20 protein-coding genes are annotated in these 18,411 nt (G+C 68.1%); 10 read left to right on the top strand and 10 right to left on the bottom strand.

Annotated elements, in window-relative coordinates:
- Positions 1–12 precede the first annotated feature (12 nt).
- The 5 genes from V5F84_RS13040 to V5F84_RS13060 all read right to left on the bottom strand — a co-directional run bounded on the left by V5F84_RS13040 (position 13) and on the right by V5F84_RS13060 (position 4,506).
- Positions 13–783 carry a proteasome-type protease gene (locus tag V5F84_RS13040; RefSeq protein WP_394043458.1) on the bottom strand — a complete coding sequence of 257 codons (771 nt, stop codon included), beginning with the start codon at positions 781–783 and terminating at the stop codon, positions 13–15.
- Between the two features lie 118 nt (positions 784–901).
- Positions 902–2,077, bottom strand: a complete 1,176-nt coding sequence (locus V5F84_RS13045) for a GNAT family N-acetyltransferase (protein ID WP_394043457.1) — start codon at positions 2,075–2,077, stop codon at positions 902–904.
- Between the two features lie 45 nt (positions 2,078–2,122).
- Complete coding sequence (locus V5F84_RS13050; RefSeq protein ID WP_394043456.1) at positions 2,123–3,154, bottom strand: DUF4424 domain-containing protein; 1,032 nt, start codon at positions 3,152–3,154, stop codon at positions 2,123–2,125.
- A gap of 133 nt (positions 3,155–3,287) precedes the next feature.
- On the bottom strand, positions 3,288–4,031 hold the full coding sequence (locus V5F84_RS13055) for a glycerophosphodiester phosphodiesterase family protein (protein WP_394043455.1): 744 nt from the start codon (positions 4,029–4,031) through the stop codon (positions 3,288–3,290).
- A 10-nt stretch (positions 4,032–4,041) separates the two neighbouring features.
- Entirely contained in the window at positions 4,042–4,506 is a 465-nt protein-coding gene (locus V5F84_RS13060) for a RidA family protein (RefSeq protein WP_394043454.1), read from the bottom strand.
- Positions 4,507–4,602: 96 nt separating this feature from the next.
- On the opposite strand from V5F84_RS13060, the gene V5F84_RS13065 reads away from it, so the two are divergent.
- The 3 genes from V5F84_RS13065 to V5F84_RS13075 all read left to right on the top strand — a co-directional run bounded on the left by V5F84_RS13065 (position 4,603) and on the right by V5F84_RS13075 (position 7,431).
- Complete coding sequence (locus V5F84_RS13065) at positions 4,603–5,430, top strand: cell envelope integrity EipB family protein (RefSeq protein ID WP_394043453.1); 828 nt, start codon at positions 4,603–4,605, stop codon at positions 5,428–5,430.
- A gap of 34 nt (positions 5,431–5,464) precedes the next feature.
- Positions 5,465–5,761, top strand: coding sequence for an acylphosphatase (locus tag V5F84_RS13070; protein WP_394043452.1), 297 nt, complete (start codon positions 5,465–5,467; stop codon positions 5,759–5,761).
- Positions 5,762–5,871: 110 nt separating this feature from the next.
- On the top strand, positions 5,872–7,431 hold the full coding sequence (locus V5F84_RS13075; RefSeq protein WP_394043451.1) for an ArnT family glycosyltransferase: 1,560 nt from the start codon (positions 5,872–5,874) through the stop codon (positions 7,429–7,431).
- A gap of 193 nt (positions 7,432–7,624) precedes the next feature.
- On the opposite strand, the gene V5F84_RS13080 is transcribed toward V5F84_RS13075, so the two are convergent.
- Positions 7,625–8,395, bottom strand: coding sequence for an MBL fold metallo-hydrolase (locus V5F84_RS13080; protein WP_394043450.1), 771 nt, complete (start codon positions 8,393–8,395; stop codon positions 7,625–7,627).
- Between the two features lie 94 nt (positions 8,396–8,489).
- Between V5F84_RS13080 and V5F84_RS13085 the strand changes: the two genes are divergently transcribed.
- The 4 genes from V5F84_RS13085 to V5F84_RS13100 all read left to right on the top strand — a co-directional run bounded on the left by V5F84_RS13085 (position 8,490) and on the right by V5F84_RS13100 (position 12,269).
- The gene (locus V5F84_RS13085; protein WP_394043449.1) at positions 8,490–9,383 is read left to right on the top strand and encodes a LysR family transcriptional regulator; all 894 of its coding nucleotides are present in this window, start codon (positions 8,490–8,492) and stop codon (positions 9,381–9,383) included.
- A gap of 113 nt (positions 9,384–9,496) precedes the next feature.
- Positions 9,497–10,276, top strand: coding sequence for a TatD family hydrolase (locus tag V5F84_RS13090; protein ID WP_394043448.1), 780 nt, complete (start codon positions 9,497–9,499; stop codon positions 10,274–10,276).
- Between the two features lie 47 nt (positions 10,277–10,323).
- On the top strand, positions 10,324–10,872 hold the full coding sequence (locus V5F84_RS13095; protein WP_394043447.1) for a CoA-binding protein: 549 nt from the start codon (positions 10,324–10,326) through the stop codon (positions 10,870–10,872).
- 113 nt (positions 10,873–10,985) lie between these two features.
- Entirely contained in the window at positions 10,986–12,269 is a 1,284-nt protein-coding gene (locus V5F84_RS13100; RefSeq protein ID WP_394043446.1) for an O-acetylhomoserine aminocarboxypropyltransferase, read from the top strand.
- On the opposite strand, the gene V5F84_RS13105 is transcribed toward V5F84_RS13100, so the two are convergent.
- Positions 12,232–13,164, bottom strand: coding sequence for a LysR family transcriptional regulator (locus V5F84_RS13105; protein WP_394043445.1), 933 nt, complete (start codon positions 13,162–13,164; stop codon positions 12,232–12,234). The genes V5F84_RS13100 and V5F84_RS13105 overlap by 38 nt on opposite strands.
- 114 nt (positions 13,165–13,278) lie before the next feature.
- Between V5F84_RS13105 and V5F84_RS13110 the strand changes: the two genes are divergently transcribed.
- Together V5F84_RS13110 and V5F84_RS13115 are read left to right on the top strand one after the other, a co-directional pair.
- The gene (locus tag V5F84_RS13110; RefSeq protein WP_394043444.1) at positions 13,279–13,704 is read left to right on the top strand and encodes a CidA/LrgA family protein; all 426 of its coding nucleotides are present in this window, start codon (positions 13,279–13,281) and stop codon (positions 13,702–13,704) included.
- Positions 13,697–14,395, top strand: a complete 699-nt coding sequence (locus V5F84_RS13115) for an LrgB family protein (RefSeq protein WP_394043443.1) — start codon at positions 13,697–13,699, stop codon at positions 14,393–14,395. The genes V5F84_RS13110 and V5F84_RS13115 overlap by 8 nt, the downstream gene beginning before the upstream one ends.
- A gap of 3 nt (positions 14,396–14,398) precedes the next feature.
- Here the strand turns inward: V5F84_RS13115 and V5F84_RS13120 are convergent, their stop codons facing one another.
- Positions 14,399–15,502 carry a COX15/CtaA family protein gene (locus tag V5F84_RS13120; protein WP_394043442.1) on the bottom strand — a complete coding sequence of 368 codons (1,104 nt, stop codon included), beginning with the start codon at positions 15,500–15,502 and terminating at the stop codon, positions 14,399–14,401.
- A 143-nt stretch (positions 15,503–15,645) separates the two neighbouring features.
- Here V5F84_RS13120 and V5F84_RS13125 point away from each other — a divergent pair, with 143 nt between their 5' ends.
- Positions 15,646–15,858, top strand: a complete 213-nt coding sequence (locus V5F84_RS13125; protein WP_348845205.1) for a DUF2842 domain-containing protein — start codon at positions 15,646–15,648, stop codon at positions 15,856–15,858.
- Positions 15,859–15,962: 104 nt separating this feature from the next.
- On the opposite strand, the gene V5F84_RS13130 is transcribed toward V5F84_RS13125, so the two are convergent.
- Positions 15,963–17,468 carry a hypothetical protein gene (locus tag V5F84_RS13130; protein ID WP_509277110.1) on the bottom strand — a complete coding sequence of 502 codons (1,506 nt, stop codon included), beginning with the start codon at positions 17,466–17,468 and terminating at the stop codon, positions 15,963–15,965.
- A 93-nt stretch (positions 17,469–17,561) separates the two neighbouring features.
- A complete protein-coding gene (locus tag V5F84_RS13135) occupies positions 17,562–18,398 on the bottom strand; it encodes an enoyl-CoA hydratase (RefSeq protein WP_394043440.1) in 837 nt (278 codons plus the stop codon).
- Positions 18,399–18,411 lie beyond the last annotated feature (13 nt).

Here is an 18,411-nt window from a genome sequence, read left to right on the forward strand (position 1 = left end):
CGGAGGGCAGCGTCAGCCTTGGCCGCCTTCTGCCCGGCGCCCATGCTTGAGATAGGGCGGGCGGGGAATCGAGGTGTGCGCCGAGCGCAGCGCCGCCGACCAGCGTTCCCGCAGATCGTGGAAATAGGGTTCGCCCGGCTCGATGCGGTAGCTCAGCTCGGATTCCAGCGTATCGGGGCACAGCACCAGCACATCGATCGGCAGGCCGACGCCGAGGTTCGAGCGCATGGTGGAATCCATGGAGATCAGGCTGGTCTTCAGCGCGTCGGCGATTTCCATGTCGAAGGTCACGGCGCGGTCCAGCACCGGCTTGCCGTATTTATGCTCGCCGATCTGGAGGAATGGCGTGTCTGTCGTGCACTCGATGAAATTGCCGGCCGAATAGATCATGAACAGGCGCAGCGGCCCGCCGATGATCTGGCCGCCCAGCAGGAACGAGACGTCGAAGCTCACATTGCTCTGTTCCAGCGCATTGCCGTCCACGGTGTGGACCTGCCGGATCGCGCGGCCGACCAATTGAGCGGCCTGGAACATGGTGCGGGCGTCGCGCAATTGCTGCCGCTCGCCGGCCTCATGGTCCTCGACGCCCTCGTGCAGAAGGCTGAGCACCGATTGGGACACGGAGAGATTTCCGGCCGAGGCGATGGCGATGACATGGTGGCCCGGCTCCTCGAACACATGGAGCTTGCGGAAGGTGGAAATATTGTCGAGGCCGGCATTGGTGCGCGTGTCCGCGATCATCACCAGACCGTCCCGCACCAGCACGCCGCAACAATAAGTCATCACCTTCCCCCACCGCAGGCCGGGAGTTATAGCGAGCCTACCCCGCGCGCCGCAATCAGCGTTATGCCCACTTGATCAATTCTGTAAGCCTTTTGGCGCGGGCGCGGCAGGAATGCCGCTAATCGCCTTCCGGGACGCCGCCGCGACGGAACGGGCCGAGCTCCGTCAGTTCCTCGCCCATCTCCGCCACATGGGCGCGTTCGCGCTCCAGATAATGCGCGACGCCGCGCCGCAGACCGCTATCGGCGATCCAATGGGCGGAATAGGTCGGGGTCGGCAGATAGCCGCGCGCCAGCTTGTGTTCGCCCTGCGCGCCGGCTTCGACCACCTTGAGCTTGTGGGCGATGGCATAGTCCACCGCCTGATGGTAGCAGACCTCGAAATGCAGGAACGGATGCTCCTCGATCGCACCCCAATAGCGGCCATAGAGGGTTTCGGCGCCGATCATGTTGAGCGCGCCGGCGACGTATCGCCCCGCCCGCTTCGCCATCACCAGCAGCACCTGGTCGGCCATTCGCGCGCCGAGCAGGGAGAAGAAGGCGCGGTTGAGATAGGGCCGTCCCCATTTGCGCGCGCCGGTGTCCATGTAGAAGGCGAAGAACGCGTCCCAGGCGGCCTCCGTGAGGTCGCGACCGGTCAGCCATTCGATCTCGATGCCGCTTGAGAGCGCCTCGCGCCGTTCGCGCCGCAGCGCCTTGCGCTTGCGGGAGGCGAGGGCCTCCAGGAACTCCTCGTAGCTGGCATAGCCCGCATTGCTCCAGTGGAACTGCTGGTCCGTGCGCTGGAGAAAGCCGAGCGCGGCCAGCCTCTCCCATTCCGCCTTGGTGGAGAAGGTGACGTGAACCGACGACGTCTTGTGCAGGCGCGCCAGCTGCACGAGGCCGGCGCCCAGGAGATCCGCATTGCCGGCGGCGTCGGGGCCGGAACGGGTCAGAAGGCGGCGCCCGGTGACCGGCGAGAAGGGAACGCTCACCTGGAGCTTGGGATAATAGCGCCCGCCGGCCTGTTCATAAGCCTCGGCCCAGCCCTGGTCGAAGACATATTCGCCGCGCGAATGGGACTTGAGATAGGCCGGCACGACGCCCGCCGCGGTTCCGTCGGGCGCTTCCAGAAGGAGATGCTGGGGCAGCCAGCCGGTGCGCGCGCCAACGCAGCCCGATTCCTCCAGCGCCTGGAGGAAGGCGTGGGACACGAACGGCTCCGGCCGCGCCGCGTCACCGGCCGCGCAGGCATCCCACTCACTGGCGGTGATCTCCGTCAAGGCGGAGAGGACACGAACACAGGCTTCGGTCATGCAAGATCGCCCATGCGCCCAACTTGGCGGCATGGTGCGGTGCAATCAAGGGGCGGGGTTCGGCTTCAGGATCAAAATCGAGAGGTCTTCCGCAGGGTAAAAATCGGTCGCGTTCATCTCGAACGTAGTGGGGCCGGTCTTCTTGACGCCGGTGCCGCAGAAACTCACGAGATTGTTCGGCGCGCCCTTGTCCACGGTGAGCTTGAACGTGCCGATGGGGCCGGACCAATTCGCGCCGGTGGTGAGGATGTAGCCGATGCGCTCCTCGGAGAAGGCGATGGTGTCCTTCTTGGCCCTCTTGATGCCGGCCTGAACCGCCGACATGAAGGCCCGGTCGATGCAGAATTTCTGCTCGTACATGCGCTGCTCGCGCTGGACAAAGGGGTTGTCGGTCGCGGCCATGCCGATCATGGTGCCCACCGAGCCGCCGACGCTCGGCTTATAGGCATGTTCGATGAGCGTGTCGGCCTTCGGCGCAAAGGTCTGCATCCAATAGAAGGTGGTCTTGAGCGTCCATTGCGGTTCGAGATGGTCCTTCATGCCCTGGCCGACATCGTAAGTGTCCACGCGCGCAAGGCCGATCTTCGCCCATTCGTCCCACAGCGGGCGCGGCAGGGCATCCAGGACCTTGCGCGTGGATTGCAGGTGCGGGGCGAGCGGCACCTTCTGCTCCAGAAGCATGGCAGTGCGATCGATGCCGAGCACGAATACCTTCTGCTCCACGTCCGTGCGCACCGGCACGCCATTCACCCGGGTCTTGAAATCGAGGATATTGACCGGGTCCTCGGTCGGAATCGAAATATTCGCCTCGCTCGCCGTAATGTCCGGCATGGGAAACGCGATGAGGCCGGTCACCGGCTTGTCGCTGGCATTGTGGAACACATAGCGCACCCGCACTTCGCCGGTGGAGATGAAGAGGTCCTCGGAGCGCATCTCCACCTCGAGATTGCGCACCAGGACGAGGCCACCCGCCGAGAGTTCCGCGGAAGAATCATTGGCGCGCGCGGCGCCGGCCAGCGCCACGGCACAGGCGAGGGTCAACGAAGCGACGGACAGGGCTGAGCGAAGCGTCGGCACGGTGCGATCCTCCGGGGCGAGGGGGTGGTGACCATCGCGGGCCGGACGCGGCGCGCGTCCTGACCCGCGCGCCTCTTAGCCCATCGCGTTTGCCCGCGCATCCGCCAATATGCCCCGCCGTTTGCCGGCCGAATCAGGGGCGGAAGCTTTCGAAAATCATCTGGTCGGCGAACTTTTTCGCGGCGTCCCGGTCGGCCTGCCGGCGCACGGTCCAGGCCAGCACGGGAAATCCAAGGGCGCGGGCAATGCGCGTCACCGGCGCGGGCAGGTCGGCCACCCGGTAGGCGATGAATTGGAACCGCGTCGCCGGCCAATGCAGCAGGTTCCGAAGAACGTGCTTTGCACCTGCCGAGAGGTCATTCCATTCGGGCTCGTTGTAGCGCCGCTCGGCGACGATGCCGCGCGTGATGCCCGGGGCGGCATCGCGGACCGCCGAGATCATCTCGGGGTCGAACGACATCAGCGCCGCCGGCCCGCGATATTCGGCCAGGAGGCGCGCGGCCCGCAGCGCAAGCCGGACATCGCCGGTGAACGCGCTCTTGATCTCGATCAACAGCGGCGCCCGGCCGTCCACCCGCGCCAGAAGGTCGGGCAGGCTCATCATGCGGTCGTCGGTGGCGCGAAAGCGTACCTGCGCCAATTGCGCGCTGGAATGTTCCGCCAGCAGGCCCGAGCCCTGGGTCAGGCGATCCAGCGCGAAATCATGATACACCATAGCCTCGCCATCGCGGGCCGACTGGATATCGACCTCGACCGAGAACCCGCCGGCGATCGCGGCTTCAATCGCGCTCGGCGAATTCTCGATCACCCCGCGGGACGCATCGTGCAGCCCGCGATGGGCGACGGGTCGTTGGATCAGCCAGGACAGATCACCCATCTTGATCGGATCAGGCCACTTCGACCACGGCCTCGACCTCGACCGCCGCATCGAACGGCAGCGCGGCGATGCCGACCGCGGAGCGGGCATGGCGACCCTTGTCGCCCAGCACGTCCACCAGAAGATCGGAACAGCCGTTCATCACTTTGGGTTGATCCACGAAATCGGGCGTGGAGTTCACGAAGCCCACCAGCTTCACGACGCGCACGACCTTTTCCAGATCGCCGACGGCGGCCTTGACCTGGGCGAGGATGTTGATGGCGCACTGGCGCGCAGCCGCGCGTCCGGTCTCGATCTCAACGCCGCCGCCGAGCTTTCCGGTGGTGATCTTGCCGGCGCCGTCGATGGAGACCTGGCCGGAGACGAACAGGAGGTTGCCGGTGCGCACGACCGGCACATAATTGGCGAGCGGGGCGGTGGGGGTGGGAAGCGTGATTCCCAGATCCGCCAGTTTCTGCTCGATGGTTTGCGACATTCTCGTCTCCTGCCACACCTTACGCGTAAATGTGCGCCTTCTTCGCCGAAGCCGGGGCGGGGCGCAAGCCGTCCGGACGACTATGAGGAGACAGGAATGGTGGATCGCTCGCGGATGCTCGCAAAGCTCGCCCTGACCGTGGGGCTGGCGGCCGCGCCTCTCGGCCTTGCGCATGCCGATCCGCTGCTCGCGCACCGCACGAGCTACGCCCTCTCGCTCGACGGCGCCCGCGCCTCGCAGAAGCTGGAGGGGGCCGACGGGCGGATCGACTACGAGATGCGCGGCGATGCCTGCGAGGGCTATACGGTGAAATTGCGCCAGACCAACCGGCTCGATACCGGCGAGGGGGCGCCCGTCAACAGCGAGATGCTCTCCACCAGCTGGGAGGACGGCACGGCCGCCGCCTATCGCTTCAAGACCTTGAGCCGCCAGCAGGACGAGGTGAAATCGGATGTCGACGCCAGCGTCACCCGCACCGATACCGGGCTCAGCGTGAAGATCACCAAGCCCCGCAGCGCGACGGTCGAGCTGACCGGCAAGATTCTTTTGCCCACCGAGCATGTGCAGAAGCTGATCGCCGCCGCGAAAGCCGGGGAGACGGTGCTGGAGGCGCGGGTGTTCGACGGCTCCGACGACGGGGTGAAGGTGTTCGACACGCTCGCCGTGATCGGCCGTCCCTCCAAGGACGAGCCGGACCTTCCCGAAGCCGCCAAGGCGGCGCTCGCCGGCCACACCTATCATCAGACCAGCGTCAGCTATTTCGAGCCGGGCGGATCGGACCAGACCCCGGACTATGTCATGAGCTTCTCGCTCTACGACAATGGCGTCATCGGCGCGCTGAAGATCGATTATAACGACTTCGTCCTGCGCGGGCGCATGGAGCAGTTCGAGCCGCTGAAGGCCAGCGCGGCCTGCGACAAGTGATCCGCGGCCGCGCGCGCATCGCGGGGAGGGTACCGTGACAGTGGTGCATCTCATTGTGGAGGGGCGGGTTCAGGGCGTGGGATATCGCGCCTGGTGCGCCCATCACGCCGAGGCGCGCGGCCTTTCGGGATGGGTCCGCAATCGCGCCAATGGCAGCGTGGAAGCCGTGCTGGCGGGCGAGGACGAGGCCGCCGTGGAGCAGATGGTGCAAGCCTGCGGCACCGGTCCCGCGGGGGCGCGGGTCGATGCCCTGCGGCGCTACGAGGCCGCCGACACGGCGCTCGCCGCCAGCGGGGGCTGGGGCCGGTTCGCGGTGCTGCCCACCCTGTAACATTCCCGCTACAGCGGCGCGCGCAAATGCGCCGGGGTGGGTCGGCGCGATGGTCATGGGCGGGATCGACGCGTATAGAAAAGGTCCTGATCCGACTGCGGAGTGCCCCTGTGTCCGCGACAGTTTCGGCGGACCCGAGTGCCGGCCGCCCCGCCAACACGCCGTCCCGAATCGGCCCGTACGACCCGGTTGAGTCCGCGCCCTGGTGGGCCAAGCCCGGCGGCATCGCGCTGATCGTCGGCCTCTGGGCCATTCTGCATGCCCTGATCGCCGTGGTGTTCGAGAGCGCCATCAATGTGGATGACGCGATCGAGAGCTATCTCGTCCAGTCGTTCGAGATCAGCTATGTGGCGCGCAATCCGCCGGTGTTCGACTGGATTCTCTATGCCATCCAGAAGGTCACCGGGCCCGGCGCGATCAGCTTCGCGATCCTGCGCTATTCGCTTCTGTTCGCCTGCGCCATGCTGGTCTATCGCGTGGCGGTGAGGGCGATCGCCGACCCCCGCCTCCAGGCGCTCTCGGTGTTCTCGCTCTCGGCGCTGTGGGTGATCGGCTATCACAGCCACCGCATCCTGACCCATTCCAACGCCATGATCGTCGCCATCGCCGGCACGGTGGTGACGCTCATCGCCCTGCGCGCCGCGCCGTCGCGCTGGCTGTATGCGGGGCTCGGCGGCTGGATCGCACTCGGCGTGCTCAGCAAGTTCGGCTATGTCGCCTTCTTCGGCGCCATCCTCATCTCCTGCCTGCTGGAACCGAGCTTCCGCCGGGTGTGGCTGGACCGGCGCATCGCCATCACGCTCGGCGTCGCGGCGGTGCCGATCATCCTGTTTTCCATCGTCCTCGTGGTGATGAAGCAGGATGTGTTCTTCGCCACCGCCGACGTGGTCGCCGCGAACTCCGCATCCAAATGGACGGATGTCCTCGACGTTTTCGCCGGGGCCTGGATCGGCTATCTGCTGCCGCTGATCGGCATTGTCGCCCTGGTCTTCCTGCCGCTCAACCGGGGCGAGGGCGGACGGGCGAGCACGCAGGAACGCGCGGCCATTCGCCATCTGCTGCGCTCCATGATGATCATCGGCACGGTGGTGACGCTGGTGGGCGTGCTGGCGGCGGGCTCGACCAGCCTGCGCGACCGCTATTTCCATGTCTTCTTCCTGCTGGCGCCGGTCTATGTGTTCGCCGAGCTGGAGCGGCTGGGCGGCTGGCAGCGGCGCGTGAAGCTCTATCTCGGCCTGCTCGCGGCCATCGCCATCGGCGTGATGGCGGTGCGCATCGCGGTCACGGTCTATCCCGACACCCGCCTGTGCGGTCGCTGCGTCTCGGCGGAGCCGCTGGCCAAGCTGCGGCCGGTGGTGCTGGCGCAATTGGGATCCGCGCCGACCCTGATCGCCGCCGACCGCATGTCCGCCGGCCGCATCCGCGCGGCGGTGCCGGAGGCGCGGGTGGTGATCGTGCGGGAATATGGCTATCGCCCGCCGGCGCGGCCGTCCACGGGTTGCGGGCAGGTGACGGGCGTCGCCAACGGCTTCGGCGTCTATGCTCCGGCGCGCATGGAAGGCACGGCCATCGATATTTTTGCCAAATGGTGGTCGCCCTGGCTGAAGCCGCGGCGCGAAAGCTTCTGGCAAATCACGCCGCTTCCGGCGGACAGCGAGATGTGCCGCTGAGCCGTCCAGGCCCTGCGGCACCGAAAATGTTTCACGTGAAACAATAAGTTAGCGCAGACGAACAGCGGTTTCGTGACGCTTCTCCGCGTTTCTCCGCGCTTCTGCTGTGGACCAATCCGCGATTTCGGCCGGACGTTCGCCGCGCATGAATCCGGACGCCTTCCGCGCGTCTCGGTCGAGGGGAAGCGCCGCCCTAAAGCGCCAGCGGCTCGCCCCTCTGAAGCCGGGCGAGCCGGTCGCCGAGGCCGAGCGCCGTGAAGGCGTGGGCCAGCTCGTCCTCCGCCTCGCTGAAATGCCCCCACCCCTCATTATGCACGGCGACGATGCGCGCGCCGGAGAAGGCATGCGCCGCTTCCAGCGCGTCATTGGCGTCCATGGTCAGATGGAACGCGCCGCGCGGCTTGGCGGCGCCGGTGAACAGTACGGCGATGCGCGGGGAGAAGCGCTTCGCGATTTCCGCGACGCCCTCGTACCAGACCGTATCGCCGGAAATATAGAGCGCATCCCCCGGCGCCTCGATGCCCAGGGCAAAGCCGATCACCTCGCCGGCGATGGGCTCGATGCCGGGAGGGCCGTGGCGTGCGGGGACCGCGGTCACGAACAGGCGCCCGCCGTCCGGCGTCTTCAATTCGCGCGTGTCCCAGGGCGCCAGCCCCTCGCCGAGGCCGAGCCGCTCGGCGCCGATGCGGGTGGTGAAGGTGGTGCCCGCCTTGGGCAGGAAGGCGCGGCCCGCGCGGTCTAGATTGTCCGCATGCTGGTCGTGGCTCAGCAGCACCGCGTCGATGGCGCCGATCTCCTCCACCGCGATGGCCGGTCCGGTAAGCTTGTGCAGCGTGATGGTGCCCGAGGCATAATCGCCGGGCACGTCGAAAGTGGGATCGGTGAGCAGGCGCAGGCCGGCGATCTCGATCAGCAGGGTCGGGCCGCCGATGAGCGTGAGGCGGATGGGTGCGGGTGACGGCATGGGATCGGCTCTCCGATGGGGCGCCGCCGGGCGCCGGGTTCACCGCCAGCATTAGGCGCTGGCCATCTGCGCGAAAATTCCCGAAAACTGCGCAATGGCCGCTCATTCTCGCACAGATCTCGATTGGGACCAGCTTCGGGTCTTCGCAGCGCTCGCGCGGCACGGCAGCCTTTCCGCGGCAGCGCGCGCGCTGGGCGTCAATCACAGCACCGTGTCGCGCAATGTGGCGGCGCTGGAGGCGGCCATCGGCGCGCCGCTCCTGGCGCGCAATGCCGCCGGCTATGATTTGACCGAGGCGGGCCGGCGCGCGCTCGACATCGCAATGGCGATGGAGCGCGCCGCCAAGGCCCTGCTGGAGGAGACCCCGCGCGACGCCTATGCCGGGCGGGTGCGCGTGACTGCGACCGCGAGCCTCGCGGAGGTGTTCCTGCTGCCGCACCTGGCGGCGCTCCAGGCGCGGCATCCCGCGCTTGATCTCGAACTGATCGCCGACCGGCGCGCGGTGAGCCTGCAACGCCACGAGGCGGACATTGCGCTTCGCCTCGCCCGGCCGCAGGACGGCGACCTGCTGGCACGGCGGGCTTGCGGCGTGGGGCTCGCCTTCTATGCGACGCCGGACTGGCATGCCCGCATGAGCCAAGGGGAGGCGCCCCATTTCGTCGGCTTCGACGAGGCGGCGGCCCATCTGCCGGAAGCGCTCTGGCTGGCGCGCCAGTTTCCCCGCGCGCGATTTTCCTTCCGCACCAACAGCCAGGCCGGGCAGGCGCAGGCGGCGGCCGCGGGCTGCGGCATCGCCTTGCTGCCGCATTTCCTCGCCGCCGGCCATCCGGCCCTGTCCGTCCTGGAGATGCCGCATCGCCCGCCGGCCCGCGAATTGTGGCTGCTGACGCGCCCCGATGCCCGCGCGGATGCCCGCTTCCGCCTGGTGGCCGACGCGCTGCTCGATCTGTTCCGGCGCGAGCGGGCCCTGTTCGAGGGGCAGGGTTAGGGCGCAGCTTCGCCAACACGCGGACGCCCGATCCACGTGGCGGCTCGACGTGGCGGCTCGACGCGGCGGCGCCGAATGCCTATGTGAGGGGCCTGTTCTGAAGGCCCTCATTCATGCTCGTCGATAGCCACTGCCACCTTGATTTCCCCGATTTCGCCGAGGAGCTGCCCGCAATCGTCGCGCGGGCCCGGGACGTCGGCGTCTCCCATCTCGTGACCATCTCCACCCGCGTGAAGCGCTTCGACCAGATCCGCGCCATCGCCGAGCGGTTCGAGAATGTGTTCTGCTCGGTGGGCACCCATCCGCACCAGGCGGCGGAAGAGCCGGACGTGACGACGGCGGACCTCGTGGCGCTCTCGGCCCATCCCAAGGTGGTGGCGATCGGCGAAGTGGGGCTCGATTACCATTATGACAAGAGCCCCCGCGACGCGCAGGCCCACGGCTTCCACACCCATATCGCCGCCGCCCGCGAAACCGGCCTGCCGCTGGTGATCCATGCGCGCGAGGCGGACGACGATGTGGCCGCCATCCTGGAGGCGGAGAGCGCGAAGGGCGCGTTTCCCTTCCTGCTGCATTGCTACACCGGCGGGGCGGACCTCGCGCACCGGGCGGTGGCGCTCGGCGGATATGTCTCCTTCTCCGGTGTCATCACGTTCAAGAACAGCGCCGCGCTGCGCGAGCTGGCCGCCGCGCTCCCGGCCGAGCGGCTGCTGGTGGAGACCGACGCGCCGTTCCTCGCGCCCACGCCCCATCGCGGCAAGCGCAACGAACCCTCTTTCGTGCGCGAAACCGCTACCGTGCTCGCCGCCGCGCGCGGCACCACGCTGGAGGAGATCGCCGACCGCACCACGCAGAATTTCTTCACCTTGTTCTCGAAGGCGCGGCGCGCCTGAGCCATTCTGCCGTTAAGCAGGGCGCGCGGGACGCAGGGACTTTCCTCATGAATCACGATCGCTATGACGACGCCTATATCCGCGACATCCTGAGCCGCTGCCGCACCATCGCCGTCGTCGGCGCGAGCCCCAATCCGGCGCGCCCGTCCTTCTTCGTGACGAAATATCTCTCCGAACGCGGCTTCGAGGTCTATCCCATCAATCCCGGCCAGGTCGGGAAGGAGCTCGCGGGCCGTGCTTTCTATGGCCGGCTCGCCGACGTGCCGGTGCCCATCGACATGGTGGACGTGTTCCGCGCCCCGGCCTTCGTGCCCTCGGTTCTGGACGAGGCGCTCGCGCTGTCTCCGCTGCCCAAGGTGCTCTGGCTCCAGCTCGGCGTGCGCCATGACGAAGCGGCGGCGCGCGCCGAGGCGGCCGGCCTCCAGGTGGTGATGGACCGCTGTCCGAAGATCGAATACGGCCGGCTGTCCGGCGAGATCGGCTGGACCGGCGTCAACAGCCGCACCATTTCCTCCAAGCGCCCGCAGCGCCTGGGCAGCGGGGTGCAGCGCCTGTCGCTCTCCCGTACGCCGAAGCCGCCGGGCGATGCGCAATAGCTTATTGCCGCGAACTCCACGTGCGACGTTCTAAACAACATTTTTTCAGTGGATGAACTAGAATATAACATGAAGGCCACGGCATAATGCCGGGGACTCGGAGGAGACCAGCCATGACCGATCGCGAACCCGGCTTCGCCACCCTCGCCATCCATGCGGGCGCCCAGCCCGACCCGACCACGGGCGCGCGGGCGACGCCGATCTACCAGACCACTTCGTTCGTGTTCGATGACGTGGACCACGCGGCGGCGCTGTTCGGCCTCCAGACCTTCGGCAACATCTATACCCGCATCGGCAATCCCACGAACGCGGTGCTGGAAGAGCGCGTCGCGGCGCTGGAAGGCGGCACGGCCGCGCTCGCGGTGGCGTCCGGCCATGCGGCGCAGTTGCTGGTGTTCCAGACCATGCTGTCGCCGGGGGACGAATTTGTCGCCTCACGTAAGCTGTACGGCGGCTCCATCAACCAATTCACGCATGCCTTCAAGAGCTTCGGCTGGAACGTTGCGTGGGCGGATCCGGACGATATCTCCTCGTTCGAGCGCGCCATTACGCCCAAGACCAAGGCCATCTTTACCGAATCCATCGCCAATCCGGGCGGCGTGGTGACCGACATCGCGGCCATTTCCCAGATCGCCAAGGCCGCCGGCCTGCCGCTGATCGTCGACAACACGCTGGCCACGCCCTATCTGTGGCGCCCGATCGAGCATGGCGCGGACATCGTCATCCATTCCGCCACCAAGTTCCTGGGCGGACACGGCAATTCCATCGGCGGCGTGATCGTGGACGCGGGCACTTTCAACTGGTCCGCGACCGATCGCTATCCCTTCCTCTCGCAGCCGCGGCCGGAATATCAGGGCATCGTGCTGCACGAGACCTTCGGCAATTTCGCCTTCGCCATCGCCGCGCGCGTGCTCGGGCTGCGCGATCTCGGCCCGGCGCTCTCGCCGTTCAACGCCTTCCTCATCCTCACCGGCATCGAGACGCTCACCCTGCGCATGAAGCAGCACAGCGAGAACGCTCTTGCCGTGGCGAAATTCCTGGCCGCTCATCCGGCGGTGGAATGGGTGAGCTATCCCGGCCTGCCGGACGACAAATATCACGCGCTCGCCCGCAAATATTTGCCCAAGGGCGCCGGCGCCGTGTTCACCTTCGGCCTCAAGGGTGGCTATGAGGCCGGCGTGAAGCTCGTCTCCCACGTCGAGCTGTTCTCGCACCTCGCGAACATCGGCGACACGCGCTCGCTGATCATCCATCCCGCGTCCACCACCCATCGCCAGCTGTCCGACGAGGCCAAGGTCGCGGCCGGGGCCGGGCCCGAGGTGGTGCGGCTTTCCGTGGGCATCGAGGACGTGGCCGACATCATCGCCGATCTTCAGCAGGCGCTGGCGATCGCGTGACGCCCGTCTCGTCACCCGCGCCATAATATTCCCGCGCCAGGGCAAGCCAGGCGCGGGCGGCGTGGGAAAGATAGGCCCGGCGGCGCCAGATCAGCGCCATGTGCCAGTCGGTGCTGGGCTCGTCCAGGGGCACCAGCGCCACCGAGGGATGGTGGCGCTGCTCGGCGATGGCGCGGGGCAGGAAGCCGATGCCGAGCCCCGCGCCCACCAGCGCCACGATGAAGTCGATCTGCCCCGAGCGGGCGATGATGGTGGGCGAGACGCCCGCCCGCTCGCACGCATCGAGAATCACCTGGTTGAGCGCGAACCCGCTCTCGAACAGGATGAAGGGCAGGGCCGAAAGCTCCGGAAACGTGAGGCGCGGCGCTTGCGCCAGGGGATGGCTCTCGGGCATCAGCACCACCAGCGGCTCCAGATGTACCGGCTGGGCCGCGAATGCCTCCGCCACCGGCAGCAGCGAGCCCGCCAGCTCGACTTCGCCCGCCAGCAGAATCTCTTCCAGCCGTTTGCTGCCCTGTTCCACGAGGCGGATCTCGATGCCCGGGTAGCGGCTGCGATATTGCGCGAACAAAGGCGCGAACAGCGTTGAACTGCCGAGCGGCGGCAGGCCGAGCCGCAGGATGCCGATCTTCAGCCCGCGCAATTCGTCGAGTTCAGTGGTGAGGTCCTCGCGCTCCGCCAGCATGGTGAGCGCCCGGCGATAGACGATCTCGCCGGCGGCGGTCAGCTCGCTGCGATGGCCGAGGCGATCCAGCAGAACCACGCCCAGCTCGTCCTCCAGATGCTTCACCGCCTTGCTGACGGTGGACTGGGTCGCGAACACGGTCTTGGCGGCCTGGGAGAAGCCGCCCTGGCGGACCACTTCGACGAAGGCGCGCAGGGTGCGCAGCTCCATGGTGTGTCATTCCAATTTGGACTGAACAGAATTCATTCAATTCATTTTACGAATATCGCACCGCACCCTAAGCTTCAAATCACTTCCTGCCGCTTCTGTTCGTGGACCGCTCCCATGTCCGGGATTCTCACCCGCCTCCGTCTTATGCTGCGCCGCACGCGCGTGCTCCAGATCCTGGTTCTGCTCGGCTTCTGGCTGGCGGGCGATACGCTGGTGCGCTGGCTGCATCTGCCGCTGCCGGGCGGGGTGGTGGGCATGGGCCTGCTGCTGGTGCTGCTCGCCACCGGCGTGCTGCGGGCGGCGAGCGTGCGGCTCGGCGCCTATTGGCTGCTCGCGGAAATGCTGCTGTTCTTCGTGCCGGCGGTCATGGCGGTGATGGAGCATGGCGAATTCGTCGGCACACTCGGGCTCAAGATCGGAGCCGTCATCCTCATCGGCACCGTGGCCGTCATGGGCACCACGGCGCTGATCGTGGATTTCGCCTATCGCTTCAGCCTGCGTCATAGCCTGCGCCACGCCGGGGAGGCGGGCAATGCCTGAGCCCGGGCCCTTGTTCTGGCTGATCTTCTGGCCGGTGGCGACCATCGGCCTCTATGCCCTGGCGCGGGTGCTGAACCGCAGGTTCGCCCGCTGGTTCACCGCGCCTCTGCTGCTGACGCCGGTGCTGATCCTCGGCCTCACAGCGCTGCTGCATACGGATTATGCCGATTATCTGCGCGGCACCCATTGGCTGGTGCTGATGCTCGGGCCGGCGACGGTGGCGTTCGCGATCCCCATCCACGAGCAGCGCGCCACCATCCGCCGGCACTGGCCGGTGCTGCTGGTGGGCGTGCTCGCGGGCAGCACGATCGCCTTGGGCACGGCCTGGGGCCTCGCCCATCTGCTCGGATTGCCGGACGTGCTCGGCCGCAGCCTGATGCCGCGCTCCACCACGACCCCGTTCGCCATGAGCATGTCGGGGGAGATCGGCGGCATTCCCGATCTCACCGCCATGTTCGTGGTGGTCACGGGCATCTGCGGGGCGACGCTGGGCGAGGTCATGCTGAAATGGCTGCCGCTGCGCTCCACATTGGCGCGCGGCGCGCTGTTCGGCATGGGCGCCCATGGGGCGGGCGTCGCCAAGGCGCACCAGATCGGCCGCGAGGAAGGCTCCATCGCCGGCCTGGTGATGATCCTTGCCGGCTTTGTGAACCTGCTGCTCGGGCCGCTGGTGGCGATCGCCCTGCGCTGAGCCTCAGGCCCGGGCCGGGCGCGCGGGCAATGCGGCGGGCGCGATGACACGGCCGCTGCGTGCCACGTCGCTGGCGTGCAGGCTCACGGCGATCAACACCACGGCCGCGCCGAACTGATGGGTGAGCGCGAGATCCATCGGCACCAAGAACACCAGGGTGAGGATGCCCAGGAGCGCCTGGCAGCACACGAGCGCGAACACGCCCCAGGCCTCGCGCGCCACCCAGCCGCCGAACCGCCGGGCGTTGAGCGCGTGCAGCAGCGCCGCCGCAAGCAGCGTATAGGCGATCATGCGGTGGACGAACTGCACCGTCAGCACATTCTCGAACAGGTTGCGCCACGCGGGATCGAGCGCGCCGAGCTGCGCGGCGGCGGGAATGAAATGCCCGTCGATCAGCGGCCAGGTGTTGAAGGTGAAGCCCGCGTCCAGTCCCGCCACCAGTCCGCCGGCGAAGATCTGCAGCAGCACCAGGCCCACCAGAAGGAGCGATCCGGCCCGCAGGGGCGCCGGCACCTTGTCCTTGCCCGCGGCGGTCAGGCTGCGCGCCACCGCGACGATGGCGGCAAGGATGAAGCAGGCGAGCGTCAGATGCACCGCCAGCCGGTACTGGCTCACCGAGGTGCGGGCGGAAAGGCCGGAGGCCACCATCCACCAGCCCACCGCGCCCTGGAGCCCGCCGAGCACGAACAGGCCGAGGCATTTGACCAGCAGCGGGCCGCGCAGCACGCCGCGCACGGCGAAATAGAGGAACGGCAGCAGGAAGGCGAAGCCGATCAGCCGGCCCAGCAGGCGATGGCCCCATTCCCACCAGAAAATGCGCTTGAAGCCTTCCAGCCCCATGCCCTTGTTGAGGATCTCATATTGGGGAATGGTCTGGTACTTCTCGAACTCCGCCTGCCAGTCGGCCTGCGAGAGCGGGGGCAGGGCGCCCGTGACCGGCTTCCATTCGGTGATCGAAAGGCCGGATTCGGTGAGGCGCGTGGCGCCGCCGACCACGATCATCAGGACGATCAGCGCGGCGACCGCGTAAAGCCACAGGCGAACCGCCCGGGTGCCCTGCACGGGCGCGGCATCGGCGGACGTGATCGCGCGGCGATCCTGCGGCATCGGAACCTGCTCCAGAATATGGCCCTCCCCACGGATCCGATATACAGCGGCTTCCACGGGTGCAAGACGGCGCGGCGTCGCTGCCGGTAGGGAGCGTGCGCCGCCCGGGCGAGGCGCACCGCAGGACAACAAAGGAGGGCGCGATGCCCATGCGTTTGCGCAAGTTCATCGGCACCGTGCTGATGCTGATCCTGGTGGTGGTGTGGGCGCTGGGCGCGATGGCGATCGCGCAAGGCCGCGTCACCGAACTGCCCTGGGCGTGGCAAACCGTGTCCTACGTGCTGCTGGGATCGCTCTGGATCGTGCCCGCCGCCTTTCTCATCCGCTGGATGGAACGGCCGGACAAGAAGGTATGACGCCGGCTGATGTTGAGCGATTCGCGTGACAATTCACCTTTGAATATCGCGACAGGCCTTTGATTTTTTGTAATTTATTCTGACCTTCCACCTCTGCTGGAACTTCAGGCGGCCGGGGCGAGGCGGCGTGGGGCGACATCGCGCCTCGGCCGCGGCGGCTCCGCCTCCAGAACCGGGAGGTCGGGCGCAATGGCCGGAGCGCCGGCGTCCGCGAGGCGCAGCATCACCACATCGTTGAAGCCGGTGGAGGCAAGGGCGGCATAGGCTTCCACGCCCGAGCCCACGGGCGCGCCCATGTCCTCGATGCAGACCAGAAGCGGCTGGAGGGCGGCAAGCCCGACCGCATGCGCCAGATGGGGCGCGGCGGGGGCGGCGACGATCACGCAATCATAGGTCTGCCGCAGCGCCCGCAGGATGAGGACGAGGCGATCGGCGGTCGCGACGCCGGCGCCGCCCCGCGCCCCGCGTCCCGGCGGGATGATATGGGCCCGCGACACCGGATCGCGGTGGATGGTTTCGCCGAAGCCGGCGACGCCGAACAGCATCTCGTCCACCCCGGCGGCCCAGGGATCGGCAACAAGGCCGTTCAGGTCCGGCGCGTCGCCGTCGAGGGCCACCAGCGCCACCCGCGCGTCGCCCAGGGAGAGAGCCCGCGCCACCGCCACCGCGCATGCTGCGGACCGGGCGAACGGCGTATCGGCGGTCACCACCACCAGGTGCCCGGCCTCCGCCGGCCGCGCGCACAGCTCCTCCAGCACCTGCAGCAGCCGCGCGAGCGCCTCGTCCCGGGTCATGCCCCGGCCGGCGCCGGCGTCCATCCAGGCGACGCTGCGCCCATCGGTGAGCTGGATAGGCAGGTGCGCGCTCTCCCGGCCATCCAGCGCCGGCGGCGCCGCCCGGCCGAACCGCAGCACGATGAAGCCGAGCGCGAACGCCGCGAACGCCAGCAACACCAGGCGCAGCGGGGAGGGCAGGTCCGGCATGGCCGGCGCCATGGCGGCGGCGGCGATTCGCATCTGCGGCGCGCTCATGTGCGCCGATGCCGGGCTGTCCCGCTCGGCGCGCACTTCGGCATCGAGCGAGAGGAAAGCGTCCGCATAGGCCTGCACGACCCGCGCGGCGCGCTCCGGCCGGCCGGCGGTGAAGGAAAGCTCCAGCACCCGGCCGCCGAAGCGCGGGGTGACGGAAAGGCCGGCGACCAGCGCCGCGCCCCCGATATCGGCGGGCGCGCGCGGCGCATCGGCGGCGAGCCAGCGCGCCAGCGAGAAGGTGCGGCCGCCGTCCGCCAGGGCGCCTCGATCCGCCGGATCGAGGCGCGCGAACACGTCCTGCGCCATCTCGCGGGCGCCGAGCACCTGCGCCACGCCGCGCACGCTGGCGGCGGGCGGCTGGGAGGCGACATCGAACGAGAGGGAAGCGGTGGCGGTATAGCGCAGCGGCAGCAGCAGGAGCGCCGCCGCCAGGAGCAAGGCCAGCGCGGCGCACACCCGCACGCGACGCCGTTGAGCGCCCAGCGGTCGAGCGTCAACCGGTTGAGCGCAACCCACGCGGACCCGCAGCCGTTCGGCGTGCGGATCGGGGAGTGTTTCGCGGCCCAGGCTCTCGGTCATCGCGCCTTCCTTCGCCGCCGGCATCATGCCGGCCAGGACAACAGGAAAGCCCTTTATGGTTTAGGGAACGTAAAGGACGCGATCACTTCGCCCTCAGCGGTCCTCCCAATGGGGCGGGCGCTTGTCGAGCACGGCCGAAATGCCCTCGTCCGCATCGCGCGCGAGCATGTTCGTGGTCATCACCTGCGAGGCGAAGGCATAGGCATTGTCCAGCGTCATCTCCGCCTGGGCATAGAAGGCGGCCTTGCCCAGCTTCACCGGCACCTGCGATTTCGCGGCGATGCGCAGGGCAAGCTCGCGCGCGGCGGGCACCGCCTCGCCGTCGGCCACCACCCGGTTCACGAGGCCCATGCGATGGGCCTCCTGCGCCTCCACCCATTCGCCGAGCAGCAGCATTTCCAGCGCGTGCTTGCGCGAGACGGCGCGCGACAGGGCGACCATGGGGGTGTGGCAGAACAGGCCGATATTGACGCCCGGCGTGCAGAATCGCGCCTTCGCGCCGGCCACCGCGAGATCGCAGCTCGCCGCCAATTGGCATCCGGCCGCCGTGGCCATGCCGTCCACCGCCGCGATCACCGGCTGGGGCAGGCGGACGATGGCGGTCATCAGCGCGGCGCAGCGGCGCAGCACCTGGTCGTAATAATGCCGCCCGCGATCCTCGTCCCCGCGATGGGCCTGGATCTCCTTCAGGTCATGACCGGCGGAGAACACCGGGCCGTTCGCCGCCAGCACCACGGCGCGCACCGCCGGGTCGACCGAAATGTCCGTCAGCGTCTCGGAGAGCGCCGTCATCATGGCTTCCGAAAGGCTGTTGCGGCTGGCGGGGCGGTTGAGCGTGACCAGCGCGACGCCGTCGGCATCGCTGCGCAGCACCGCCGGCTCGGCGGGAGCCTCCACGGCGGCGGCAACTGGGGATGCGGCAGAAGACATGTCATCTCCCTCG

The sequence above is a fragment of the Roseixanthobacter liquoris genome, from assembly GCF_043195135.2.
Lineage (GTDB): Bacteria > Pseudomonadota > Alphaproteobacteria > Rhizobiales > Xanthobacteraceae > NCEH01.